Consider the following 12,202-nt stretch of genomic DNA (forward strand, 5'->3'; position numbering starts at 1 on the left):
ATCCTGCACCCGAATCCGGGCTCAGGGATGGGCTACGGCAAGACTCACCAGATAGGCCTCCTCGACCTCGCCGTCAGGGAACAGGGCGGTCAGCAGAGCCCGTTCGCGGTCGAAGAAATCGCGGACCTCGACCGGGTCGCCGATCAGGAAGCCGGAGTGGGTGGCCATGTTGGCGATATGGGCGTCGACCGGTACACGGCGGCTCCAGGCCACCTGCCGGGTCAGGAAGTCGAGCCCGTCGGGCAGCACAGCGCGGTAGCGGGCCCGCACGTCGGGGGCGGCCGGGATGTCCACCTTGAAGAAGACCCGCATCCGGTTCTCCTGCTCCACCAGCCACTCCACGGACGGGTCGCCGTCGTTCCACCACAGGGCGAGCGCCCCGCCCGGCCGCAGCACCCGGCGGGCCTCGGGTATCGAGCGGGCGCGGTCGGTCCAGTGCCAGGCCTGGGCGTACGTGATGAGGTCCATCGAGCCGGTCCGCAGCGGGAGGTTGTTCCCGTCGCCCCGGACCAGGGGCACGTCCGGCAGGCTCCGGCGGAACTGCTCGGCCATCCCGTCGCCCGGCTCCACCGCGGTGACCCGGGCGCCGCGCTCGTACAGCCGGGCCGTGCCGAGTCCGGTGCCCGCTCCGACGTCCGCGACCCGGGCTCCGTCGAGCTCCACTCCGGACAGCTCCTCGATCGCGTCGAACAGGGCGGGCGGGTAGCTGGGGCGGTGGGCGTCGTAGGCGGCGGCGATGGCGTCGAAGGACCGGGCCTGCACAGGTTTCGTCATACAAGCAATCATCGCGCGGGCCTCACGGAACGGCACGGAAATCCGTGCACGCCTCTGGTCCCCCCGCATACCCGTCAGTACATTGACACCATGTCTAACACGCAGCCAGCGGCGGTCGCGTCGGAGCGGACGCCCCTCAAGGCCCGCAAGGTGTCCTTCGCCTGGGAGAAGACGCCCCTGCACTGGGTGCCGGGCGACCCGTTCACCACGCACACCATCAACGTGCTCCATCTGCTGCTCCCGGCCGGGGAACGCTGGTTCATCCACGTCTACCGGCAGATACTCCCGTACATCCATGACGACCAACTCCGCGAGGACGTCATCGGGTTCATCGGGCAGGAGGCCGTGCACTCGCAGGCCCATGACGATGTGCTGCCGCATCTGCGGGAGTTGGGCCTCGACCCGACCCCGTACACCGCGCAGGTCGACTGGTTTTTCGAGAAGCTGCTCGGGGACCGGACCCTGCCGCCGGGGCGGGCGTCGAAGTGGTGGCTGATGGAGCGGGTGGCGACGATCGCCGCGATCGAGCACTACACCGCGTTCCTCGGCGACTGGATACTCAACGCCGAGGCGCTGGACCGCCGGGGCGCGGACCCGACCATGCTGGATCTGCTGCGCTGGCACGGGGCGGAGGAGGTCGAGCACCGGTCGGTGGCCTTCGACGTCTTCATGCATGTGGACGGCGGCTACCGGCGGCGGGTGCGCACCTGGGCGGCGGCCTTCTCCGCGCTGGTGTTCCTCTGGCAGCGCGGCACCCGCTTCTTCATGGAGAACGACCCCACGCTGCTGGACGGCAAGGCCAGCTTCAAGGCGTTCCACGCGAGCGGGAAGCAGGGCACGCTGCCCAGCACGGGCGCGATCCTGCGGTCCGTCCCCAGCTATCTCAGCCGGTCCTACCACCCCTCGCAGGAGGGCAGTACGGCCCAGGCCGTGGACTATCTGACCCGCTCCCCCGCCGCCCTCGCCGCCGAGGCCGCCACCACCGGAGGGTCCTGAACCATGGCGCTGCCCCGTCTGCGTACCGTCGTGCTGGTCTCCGGCGCCGCCCTGCTCACCCGGCGGGCCCTGAAACGCCGGATCGCCCGGTCACCGCTGTGGCCGCTGCCCGCGCTGCCCGAGCCGATATCGGGCCACTCCGCACGGCGGGCGACGGCGGTCCGCCGGCTGCTGATCACCGGGCGGACCGTGGTCGCCGACGGTGTCGTGCAGCTCCGGCTGGAAGGCGCCGGACTGCCGCCCTGGGAGCCGTGGGCCCATCTGGATCTGGTGCTGCCGTCCGGTCTGGTGCGGCAGTACTCGCTGTGCGGCGACCCTTCGGACACCGGTGCGTACACGGTGGCGACCCGGCTGGTGGCGGACGGCCGGGGCGGCTCGCGGGAGGTGCACGAACAGCTCCAGGAGGGCCTGGAGGTGGAGGTGCGCGGGCCGCGCAACCGATTCCCGCTCACAGAGGCTCCGGGCTACGTCTTCGTCGTCGGCGGCATCGGGATCACCCCGGTCCTGCCAATGCTGCGGTCGCTGGCCGCGTCGGGGGCCGAGTGGCGGCTGCTGTACGGGGGCCGGTCGCGGGCGTCGATGCCGTTCCTGGAGGAGGTCGAGAAGCTCGGCGCGGACGGGGGCCGGGTCACGGTCGTCGCCCAGGACGAGGCCGGGCACCCGGACGTGGCGGGGGCGCTGGCGGACCTCGCCCCGGACACCGCGGTCTACTGCTGCGGGCCGGAGCCGCTGATGGACGCCGTCGCCGCCGCGCTCCCCGAGGGGCAACCGCTGCACCTGGAGCGGTTCTCGGCCGCGACGGGCCCCGGGGCGAGCTCCGGGGCGTTCGAGGTGGAGCTGCGGCGCAGCGGGCGTACGGTGCCGGTCGCGGCCGGACAGTCGGTGCTGGCCGCCGTCCGCGCGGAGCTGCCCCATGTCGCGTACTCCTGCGAGCAGGGGTTCTGCGGGACCTGCCAACAGCGGGTGCTGGAGGGCGAGATCGACCACCGCGACGAGTTGCTGACCGAGGACGAGCGGGGCGACTCGATGCTGATCTGCGTCTCCCGCTGCCGGGGCGGGCGTCTCGTCCTGGACCTCTAGGCTCTGTGCGACCGCGCCCCGGATAGGCTGTCCGCATGACGACCGGGGTGCGGCGCAGGATGGGCGTCGACGAGCGCAGACAGCAACTGATCGGCGTCGCGCTGGACTTGTTCAGCCGCCGCTCGCCCGAGGATGTGTCGATCGACGAGATCGCCGCCGCCGCGGGGATCTCCCGTCCGCTGGTGTACCACTACTTCCCCGGGAAGCAGAGCCTGTACGAGGCGGCGCTGCGGCGGGCCGCCGACGAGCTGGCGGCCCGCTTCCTGGAGCCCCTGGAAGGGCCGCTGGGGGCGCGGCTGCTGCGGGTGATGGGGCGGTTCTTCGACTTCGTGGACGAGCACGGGCCCGGCTTCTCGGCGCTGATGCGGGGCGGGCCCGCGGTCGGCTCCTCGACGGCGAACGCCATGATCGACGGGGTGCGGCAGGCCGCATACGAGCAGATCATCACGCACCTCGGGGTGAGCGAACCGCCCGCCCGGCTGGAGCTGGTGGTCCGCTCCTGGGTGTCGCTCGCCGAGTCGACGGCGCTGATCTGGCTGGACGGGCGGCGCATTCCGCGCGAGGAGCTGGAGATGCAGCTGGTGCACGACTTCGCGGCGCTGGCCGCCGTCAGCGCCGCGTACGACCAGGAGATGGCGGGCATCGTGCTGCGGGTGCTGTCCCAGGAGCCGGTGGACGGCCCGTTCGGTGAACTGCTGTCCCGGCTCTCCGCGTTCGCCCCGGATGTGCCCGCCGTCCCGGCACAGCGGCTGCCGCGCTGACGCCGCGATCCGCTCAGGCGGGCAGGCCGTTGCGGTGGGAGACGCGGCGGGCGGCGGCCAGCAGGGCGTGGATCTGCGGGCCCGCCTGGTCGATCTCGGTGACCGGGCGGGGGAACGGCAGCCGTACGTCCTCGTGGGTGCGGGGGTATTCGAGCCGCAGGGTCAGCCCGAAGCGGTCCATCGCCAGCGGCACGGCCCGGGTCATGCCGCGCTCGGGGCGGGGGTGGACGAGGCGCAGGAGCAGCGGGACGAGTTCGGCGTGGTCGTCCACCAGATGGGTGAGCATGCCCGCCTCGCAGGGGGCGATCGGGTCGGTCTCGACCTCCTCCAGCTCCTCCAGGGTGACGAAGGTGCGGCCCTCGGCGTCCTCCAGGACGGCCTGCCCGAACTCCATGCAGGTGCTCTCCTGCGTGTCGGTGCTGTACGGGGTGGCCAGCAGCCCGGTGACCGTGACGCGGGCGCGCAGCCGGTCGCGTACGGGAGTGGGGGCGATGTCGGTGAACTCCAGGCGGGCCGGGACGCGTTCGCCGCTCGGCGCGTGACTTCCGTCGTTCGGGGCATGCAGGTGAATGTGGCCCATCGCGCCCGTGCCGTCGAGGCGGCGGACTTCGGTGTGCAGGCCGTCGCTGACCACCGTCATGGAGTGGGCGACGGTCAGGATCGACCGGACACGCTCGGCGCGGGTCGGCTGCGTGGCGCGGGGGCGGGAAAGACGCATCCGAGTTCTCCAGGGAGGGTCAGCGGAACCCAAGCGGCTACTTAGGTATGCCTAACCTTACCCACAAGGCGGCGGATGCGGGTAGTCCGGGGACAGAGAGAAGCTCCCTGCCTGGTCAGAGCTGGAGACCGGTGCGCAGCGCGGCGGCGAGACCGACCTCCGCGTTGTCGGACTGACCGCGCTCGAAGGCGCGCTGGTACGCCTCGTCGCCGACCGCCGCCCGCGCCTGGAGCTCGCAGGTCTCGCGGACCGGACCCAGCTCGGGCGTGCCGCGCTGAGGGTGGCCGACCATCCGCCAGTACGCGTGTCCGGTGCCGTAGACCCGGGCGGCCTGGGCGCCCGCGCCCTGGGCGGCGATGGCGGCGGCCAGGATGTCCAGGCCGAGCGCGATGCCGAAGCTGTCGCGGAGCCGGTGCTTGCCCGCGAGCATCGACCGGGCGTGTGCGGCGGAGTCCGCCGGGCGGCCCTGGAGCAGGGCGATCAGGGCGAGCTGGTAGTCCGCGTAGGAGCGGGTCCAGTACTCGCCGCCGCGTTCGCAGGCCCGGCGCAGCGCGGTGGCCGCCGCCTCGGACTCGGTGAGCCGGCCGAGCGCGGTGAGCGCGAAGACGGTGACGAGGTGGCAGCGCAGCCGGTGGGCCGAGCCCGCCGGGACGCTCCCGGTCATCCGCAGGACGCGCTCGGCCGCCACCAGGGCCGCCGCGGGCTGCCCGGTCATCAGCTGGGTGAGGCCGGAGAGATAGGCCGCGCCGAGCATGCCCTCCTCGTCCCGGTCGTACAGGGCGACGGCCGTGCAGAGCGCGCCGTACTTCTCGGCGGTCGCGAAGTCGCCCTGGAGCAGGGCCGCGACGCCCATGACCCATTGCAGCCTGGTCCGGTGGGGGCCCTCGGCGGGGCCCGCGTCCAGCGCGCGCCGGGCGTAGTCGCGGGCCTCGGAGAGGTGGCCGCAGCAGGCCCAGAAGAAGCCGACCCGGCCCGCCATCTCCTGGGCCCCTTCGACGTCGTGGGCGAGCAGGTGCTCCAGGGCGGCGCACAGGTCCAGGTGGGTGTCGGACACCTTGTGGTACCAGGACACCTGGTCCGGCCCGGTCCAGCCCTCGTGGGCGCGGCGGGCGAGGCCGAGGAAGCTGCTCGCGTGCCGGTCGGCGGCGGCGCGGGCCTCGCCCAGCTCGGTGAGCCACATCCGGCCGTACTCGCGCAGGGTGTCGAGCATCCGGTAGCGGTCGCCGTCGCGCTGGACGACGGACTGGGCGACGAGGCCCTGGAGCGCCCGGTCCACCTCGTCGGCGGTGAGCGGGCCCCCGGCGCAGACCTCGCGGGCGACCTCCTCGTCGAAGTCGGTCCGCAGCGGGGTGAGGCGGGCCCACAGCAGCCGCTCCAGCGGGGTGCACAGCTCGTGGGACCAGCCGATGGCGGTGCGCAGGGTGCGGTGGCGGCGGGGCCACACCGTCGCGTCGGCGAGCAGGTCGAGGCGGGCCGTGCCCGGGTCCTCGCCGGGCCCGCCGAGCCCGTCGGTCCCGCCGGGTCCGCCCGGTCCGCCCGCGCCCGGTGTGCCGGGGCCGAGGGCGAGGCCGCCGCTCCGGCCGGGCGTGCCGAAGGGCCTGCCGAAGGATGTGCCGAAGAGGGTGCCGGAGGGGGCGCTGCGGGCGTCGAAGCGGGTGCCGATCCGGTCGGCGAGCTGGGCCACGCTGTGCCGGCCGATGCCCGCGGCGGCCAGTTCGATGGCGAGCGGGATGCCTTCGAGACGGCGGCAGATCTCGGCGGCGGCCGCCTCGTCGCCGGGGGCGTCGAGACCTGCCCCGGGGTCGGCGGCGCGCAGCCGGTCGGCGAAGAGCTGGAGGGCGTCGGGCGCGCCGTCGACCGGGAGCGGGGGCACCGCGACGACGTGTTCGCCGTGCGTGCCGAGCGGCTGCCTGCTGGTGACCAGGACGGTCAGCCGCGCGGAGGTGGTCAGGATCTCGGCCAGCAGGTGCGAGCAGGAGGCGCGGAGGTGTTCGGCGGAGTCGAGGACCAGCAGGAGGTGCTTGTCGCCGAGCCATTCGCACAGCGCCTCGACCGGCATCCGCAGGGTGTGGTCGGCCAGCCCGACCGCGTCGGAGACGGTGGGGAGCAGCAGTCCGTCGTCGTAGAGCGGGGAGAGGTCGGCCCACCAGGCGCCGTCCGCGTAACGGTCGGCCGCGGCACGGGCGGCCCGGAGCGCGAGCCGGGTCTTGCCGACACCGCCGGGGCCGATCAGGGTGGTCATCCGCCGGGTGGTCAACGCGGTGTGCAGCCGGGCCAGTTCGGCCCGCCTCCCGACGAAGCTGCTCGTCTCCTCGGGAAGGTATCCCACCTTGGTCATCATCACCGTCCGCGCGCTGGGGCAGGGGGCGCCGGCGGGCCGACGGCCGCGGGCCGGCCCCGCCTCCCCCGACGGGGAGAGCGGGACCGGCCCGGTGGACCAGGACGGCTGTCGCGGCACCGTTGCCGACGTCTGCCGTCACCGTAGTGCCGCCCGAGGTCAGCGCAGAGTGAAGACGGCCACCGTGCGTCCCGGGACGGTGAAAGTGGCTGATTTCCCGTCGTACCTGGCTCGTTTGACCGTAGGATCCGCGCCCTTGGCCTGCACCGGGTGCAGTGCGTACGTCTTTCCGGCCGGTGCGGCGAGCCGCTGGGTGGCGGTGTCGGGCGCGGCGTTGAGGACGACGACGTGCTTGCCGAGGCGCATGGTGATCACGCCGGGCGTCTCGTCCTTGCCGGAGAGCGGGAAGGACAGGGCGGACCGCACCTGGTCCGCGGTGCTCAGGGAGAACTCCTTCTCGGTGGAGCGGATGGTGAGCAGGTCGCGGTAGGCGGCCGAAGCCCCGTCGATCTGGGCGCAGTCGGGGGCGATGGTGCCGGTGGCGGCCAGGAGCGGCTTCGCGTACGGCCACTTGTCCTGGTTGTCGGCGGCGGGCGGCAGGCCCCGGCCGAAGCCGTTGCCGTCGCGGCAGTCCCAGTGCAGGGCGTTGAACCAGTCGCCGCTGTCGTAGGAGTTGCGGTCCAGCGACTTGGAGCGCAGCAGGTCGGTGCCCGCCTGGGAGAGCGAGGGTCCCTGGGAGAGGACGGACGCGCCCATGGCGACCACCTGGGCCCTGGCCCGCTCGGCTGCGCTCGTCCCCGCCGGGAGCTTGAAGGCGAGGGTGTCGAAGAGCGTCTCGTTGTCGTGGGCGTCGGAGTAGGCGAGGGCGTCACCGGGGACGGCCGCGTACCCGGCGGGCGCCCCGTTGTAGTCGACGTCGGATCCCTTGACCGTACGCCCGGAGGTGTCGGTGAAGGTGAAGTCGGCGAGGTTGCCGGTGAGGCCGACCTTGATCAGGTCCTGGTAGTGCAGCAGCCGGGCCTTCTGCTCGGCGCGGGTGCCGTTGGCGGGCGAGGAGTTGGGGTCGGTGTAGAGGCCGGTGGCGAAGCCCTGGACGCCGGGGTCCTCGTCGAAGGGGCCGCCGCCGCGTACGGCGTCGCGGGCCCGGTCGGAGAAGGTGGCGATGCCGGTGCCGGCCATGTTCTTCTGGGTGGCCTGGACGAAGCGGGCGTCGTCCGCGATCTCGCCGAAGTTCCAGCCCTCGCCGTACAGGATGATCTTCTTGCCGTCGACGCCGTCCTTGGCGAGCGTGAGGCTGTCGAGCGCCTTGCGGACGGCGAGGATGTTGTCCTTGGGGTGGTGACCCATCAGGTCGAAGCGGAAGCCGTCGACCTTGTACTCCTTGGCCCAGGTGACGATCGAGTCCACGACGAGCTTGCCCATCATGGTGTTCTCGGGCGCGGTGTTGGCGCAGCAAGTGGAGGTGGCGACGGTGCCGTCCTCCAGGAGCCGCTGGTAGTAGCCGGGCACGATCCTGTCGAGGACCGACTTGTCGTCCTGTCCGGAGGCGACGGTGTGGTTGTAGACGACGTCCATGACCGTGCGCAGACCGGCCTGGTTGAGGCCCTGCACCATCTGCCGGAATTCGACCGTGCGCCGGGTGCCGTCCGGGTCGGAGGCGTAGGAGCCCTCGGGCACGGTGTAGTGGAACGGGTCGTAGCCCCAGTTGAAGCCGTCCTTGGCGGCGGCCTCGCTCACGCACTCCTGCTGCTTCTCGGAGTCGGGTGCGGGGGCGGTCAGGTCGCAGTCGGGCGTCGCCTGGTCCTTCTTCTTCTCCGGGATGGTCCCGATGTCGAAGACGGGCAGCAGGTGGACGTAGCTCGTGCCGGAGTCGGCGAGCTTCTTCAGGTGCTGCATGCCCTTGGACCGGGTGTCGGTGAAGGCCCGGTACTCACCGGGGTGCTTCGCCGTCCGGTCCGTGATGGAGAAGTCCCGGACGTGCAGCTCCTGGATCTGGGCGTCCCGCAGCGGGGTGGCGGCGGGCTTCTTCAGGCCGGACCAGCCGCGCGGCGCAAGCTTCGGATCGGTGAGGTCGACGACGAGGCTGCGGGCGGAGTCGGCGGTCAGGGCGGTGGAGTAGGGGTCGGTGACCTTGTTGGTGACCAGCTTCTGGACGGTGGGCGCCCAGACGGTCACGGCGTACCGGTAGGGCTTGCCCTGCCAGCTCTTCTTCCCGGTGACCGACCAGACGCCGGTGCGGTCGTCGCGCTTCATCGGGTGCGTACGGCCGTCGAGTTCGAGGGCGACGGTCGCGGCGGTCGGGGCCCAGACGGACAGGGTGGGCGTCGACTTCCGGAAGACCGGGCCGAGTTCGGCGGAAGCCGCCTTCTTGCCGTACAGGTCGTCCAGGATCCCGGCCGTCTGTACGCCGGTGGCGGCGAGCAGGGCACCGTTGGCGGCACGCTGGGTCGCGATCAGCTGGCCCCGCAGGGACTCACGGACACGGTCGCGGTCGCGGGTGTCGACGGTGAAGGCCGGATAGTCCTTCAGGTGCGGGTACTTGGCCTTCTGCGCGTCACTGAGCGCGGCCTGCGTGAGCCGCAGCCACTGGCCCTCCTCCGAGAGCGCCCCGTCCACGACGGAGATACCGCCCTTCTTCGCGTACACGAGCTGCTGGCTGGTGGCGTCGGTGGCCTTCACCTTCCAGACGACGGTGTTCGCGTCGATCCACTGCGCCTCGGCCTTGGACAGGTCGGGGGCCGCGCCGCCGCCGGTCTGCGGGAGCAGATAGCCGGGCCTGCCGCCGAGCATCCACACCTCGTGGCCGTACGTGGCGAGGTCGAGGGACTGGTCGGTGGGCAGGTCCTTCTCGTCGCCCTTGTGGAGGATGTAGCTGAGCGTGGTGGCGCCGTCGACGAGCGGCACCTCGAAGGTGACCCCGTAGGCGTCCTTCCTCACCGGCGCCAGCGGCTTCGCCCAGTCGGTGGGCTCCTTGGCTCCGGCCCAGGTGTGCAGCCCCCAGCCGTCGTAGTCGCCGTCCGGGCGGTGGTAGTTGAGGACCGCCTTGGTGGTGTCCTGCGGCGGGGCCTCGGGGGCTTCGGCCGTCTGCTCGTCCTTGCCCTGCTCGATCCAGACCTGCCCGGTCGCACCCAGGTCGACGGTCCGCTCCGGGCCGTCGGCCGTGCCGTCCTTCTCGACGGTGTACGGGAGGGAACCCGTGCCCTCCTCCACGTCGATCCAGGCGAACGCGCCGTACGCGTCCCGGCCGATGAACTCGGCCGTCTTCTCACCGGACTTGAGCTGCCATCCGGTGTAGTCGCCGTCGGCGCGCCGGTAGTGGACGACCGCCCGGTCGCGTTCGACGGCGACAGGCTTGCCGGGGTCCGGAGCCTGGCCGGCGGTGGTCGAGGCGAGAGCACCGGAGGTGCGTCCCGTCCGGTCGATCACCACGGCCTTGTAGCGCAGGGGCGTTCCCGCCCGCACCGAGGCGTCCAGATACTGGGTGACCTTGTACGGGGCGTGGTCGGCGCTGCCGAGCGTCTTCCACCTGCCGTCGCCGGTCTGCGCGGCGAAGACGACCCGGTTGAGCTGTCCGCCGTCCACGTCGGCGGTGATCTCGACGGTGCCGGTGGCGCCGGCGGCCGGGGCCTTCAGCGAGATCGCGGGCTTGGCGGCGGGCGCGCCGACGGCCTTGTCCGCCTTCAGCACGATGCTGGAGAGGGCGGGCACGGTGACGGTGACCTTCTTGTCCTTGCCGCTGCGGACCGTACCGGAACCGCCGTACAGGGTAAGGAAGTTCATCTCGGCCGACTCGGTGGCGAGCTGGACCTTCCTCGGGCTCGTGCCGTTGTTGGAGGCGACGAGGTATTCGTACGGCCGCTTCGTCGCGATGCGCGAGGTGGCGTACACCGAGCCGTCCGCGAGCCGCTCGGTCTGGGTGCCGTCGCGCAGCGCCGGGTGCTCCTTCGTGAGCTTCGAGAGCTCGGCGATGGAGCGGTAGACGGGGTGCTTCGTGTCGTACGCGTCCGAGGCGTGGGTGCGGTCGGTGCCGAGCTGGTCGTCGTCGAGGTAGTCGGCGGCCTTGGAGGCGAAGAGGGGCTGGCGGGCGTCCTTGTCGCCGCCCGCGCCGGTGAAGCCCTGCTCGTCGCCGGAGTAGATCACCGGGTTGCCCCGGCCGAGGAACATCAGCTCGTTGGCGAGCCGGGCGCGCTTCAGCAGCTCCGCGTCATCGGCCTCGGGGTTGTCCTGCTTCAGGAACGTCCCGATGCGGCCCATGTCGTGGTTGCCGAGGAAGGTGACCTGCTCGTAGGCGTTGGCCTTGTCGGTGGTGTAGCGGAAGTCGTTGCCGTACACCGAGGCGAGCTTGTCGGCGGGCGCGCCCTGGGAGGCGAACTGCCGGGCGGCGTCCTGGAACGGGAAGTCCAGCGTGGAGTCCAGACGGCCCCGGGTCACGTACGGCGAGGTGATCTCGGGGTCGGCGGAGTAGACCTCGCCGAACATGAAGAAGTCGTCCCGGCCGCGCTTGGCCGCGTAGTCGTCGAGCGCGGTGGCCCACTGGGTCCAGAAGTCCAGGTCGACGTGTTTGACGGTGTCGATCCGGAACCCGTCGATGTCGAAGTCGCGGACCCACTTCTCGTAGATCTTCTCCATGCCCTTCACGACCTCGGGACGCTCGGTCCACAGGTCGTCGAGCCCGGAGAAGTCGCCGTACTCGTTGGACTCGCCGGCCCACGTCGAGTCGCCCCGGTTGTGGTACATGGTCGGGTCGTTGAGCCAGGACGGCACCTTCTTCGCCGTGCCGGGGGCCTGCACCGGGGTGTACGGGAAGGAGTCCCGGTCGACCTTCTTGACGCCCTCGCGGTCGTCGAAGGGACGGCCGTCCTTGTCGAGGTAGGGGAAGGCGCCCTTGGGCTTGTAGCCGTAGGCCTTCTCCGCGTAGTCGACGGTGTCGGCGGTGTGGTTGGTGATGACGTCGAAGAAGACCTTCATGCCCTTGGCGTGGGCCTTGTCGATCAGCTTCTCCAGGTCGGCGTTGGTGCCGAAGTGCGGGTCGACCTGGGTGAAGTCGGTGATCCAGTAGCCGTGGTAGCCCGCCGAGGCGTCCTGGCCGGTGCCCTGGACGGGCCGGTTCTTGAAGATCGGCGCCATCCAGATGGCGGTGGTGCCGAGGCCCTTGATGTAGTCGAGCTTCTGAGTGAGCCCCTTGAGGTCGCCGCCCTGGTAGAACCCCTTGTCGGTGGGGTCATAGCCGTGGTCGAGCCGTGAACCGGTCAGCCCGCCCCGGTCGTTGGAGGCGTCGCCGTTGGCGAAGCGGTCGGGCAGCACGAAGTAGAACTGCTCGCGCGTGAGGTCGTGCCGGGCCGCCTCCTTCGCCAGTTTCGCGTCGGAGGGCGGGGCCGGCGGCCGGGGCGACGCGGCGGCGGTGGCCGCCGGGACGACGGGCAGCAGCGCCGCGCACAGGGCGGCCACCGCCCCTCGTCTCAAGGTGGTTCGGGACACGGAGGGTGCTCCTCGGCTGGTGTCAGGAGGGTGGGCTTGCGGGCCGGTGGCGCTGCC

Annotated in this window: 7 protein-coding genes; 3 read left to right on the plus strand and 4 right to left on the minus strand. The window is 71.9% G+C overall.

Annotated elements, in window-relative coordinates:
- Positions 1–21 precede the first annotated feature (21 nt).
- Positions 22–774, minus strand: a complete 753-nt coding sequence (locus tag ACSMXR_RS08470) for a class I SAM-dependent methyltransferase (protein WP_137232779.1) — start codon at positions 772–774, stop codon at positions 22–24.
- Positions 775–864: 90 nt separating this feature from the next.
- Between ACSMXR_RS08470 and ACSMXR_RS08475 the strand changes: the two genes are divergently transcribed.
- Genes ACSMXR_RS08475 through ACSMXR_RS08485 form a run of 3 tightly spaced genes read left to right on the plus strand, consistent with a single transcriptional unit; the run spans position 865 to position 3,611 of the window.
- Positions 865–1,770: a metal-dependent hydrolase gene (locus ACSMXR_RS08475; protein ID WP_098026377.1), complete on the plus strand. Its 906-nt coding sequence runs from the start codon at positions 865–867 to the stop codon at positions 1,768–1,770.
- A 3-nt stretch (positions 1,771–1,773) separates the two neighbouring features.
- On the plus strand, positions 1,774–2,850 hold the full coding sequence (locus tag ACSMXR_RS08480; protein WP_473171539.1) for a PDR/VanB family oxidoreductase: 1,077 nt from the start codon (positions 1,774–1,776) through the stop codon (positions 2,848–2,850).
- A gap of 35 nt (positions 2,851–2,885) precedes the next feature.
- A complete protein-coding gene (locus tag ACSMXR_RS08485) occupies positions 2,886–3,611 on the plus strand; it encodes a TetR/AcrR family transcriptional regulator (RefSeq protein WP_164616221.1) in 726 nt (241 codons plus the stop codon).
- Positions 3,612–3,624: 13 nt separating this feature from the next.
- On the opposite strand, the gene ACSMXR_RS08490 is transcribed toward ACSMXR_RS08485, so the two are convergent.
- The 3 genes from ACSMXR_RS08490 to pulA form a co-directional block, all read right to left on the minus strand.
- Entirely contained in the window at positions 3,625–4,329 is a 705-nt protein-coding gene (locus ACSMXR_RS08490) for a DUF2470 domain-containing protein (RefSeq protein ID WP_137232783.1), read from the minus strand.
- A 115-nt stretch (positions 4,330–4,444) separates the two neighbouring features.
- The gene (locus ACSMXR_RS08495) at positions 4,445–6,670 is read right to left on the minus strand and encodes an ATP-binding protein (protein ID WP_473171540.1); all 2,226 of its coding nucleotides are present in this window, start codon (positions 6,668–6,670) and stop codon (positions 4,445–4,447) included.
- A 156-nt stretch (positions 6,671–6,826) separates the two neighbouring features.
- Positions 6,827–12,145, minus strand: a complete 5,319-nt coding sequence (gene pulA, locus ACSMXR_RS08500; RefSeq protein WP_473171541.1) for a pullulanase-type alpha-1,6-glucosidase — start codon at positions 12,143–12,145, stop codon at positions 6,827–6,829.
- Positions 12,146–12,202: the final 57 nt, after the last annotated feature.

The organism is Streptomyces sp. DSM 106670 (genome assembly GCF_055792845.1).

Excerpts from the sequence above, each read along its gene's own strand:
- ACSMXR_RS08470 (WP_137232779.1), bottom strand. The coding sequence starts at position 774 with ATGACGAAACCTGTGCAGGCCCGGTCCTTCGACGCCATCGCCGCCGCC.
- ACSMXR_RS08490 (WP_137232783.1), bottom strand. The coding sequence starts at position 4,329 with ATGCGTCTTTCCCGCCCCCGCGCCACGCAGCCGACCCGCGCCGAGCGT.
- ACSMXR_RS08480 (WP_473171539.1), top strand. The coding sequence starts at position 1,774 with ATGGCGCTGCCCCGTCTGCGTACCGTCGTGCTGGTCTCCGGCGCCGCC.
- ACSMXR_RS08485 (WP_164616221.1), top strand. The coding sequence starts at position 2,886 with ATGACGACCGGGGTGCGGCGCAGGATGGGCGTCGACGAGCGCAGACAG.
- ACSMXR_RS08495 (WP_473171540.1), bottom strand. The coding sequence starts at position 6,670 with ATGATGACCAAGGTGGGATACCTTCCCGAGGAGACGAGCAGCTTCGTC.
- ACSMXR_RS08475 (WP_098026377.1), top strand. The coding sequence starts at position 865 with ATGTCTAACACGCAGCCAGCGGCGGTCGCGTCGGAGCGGACGCCCCTC.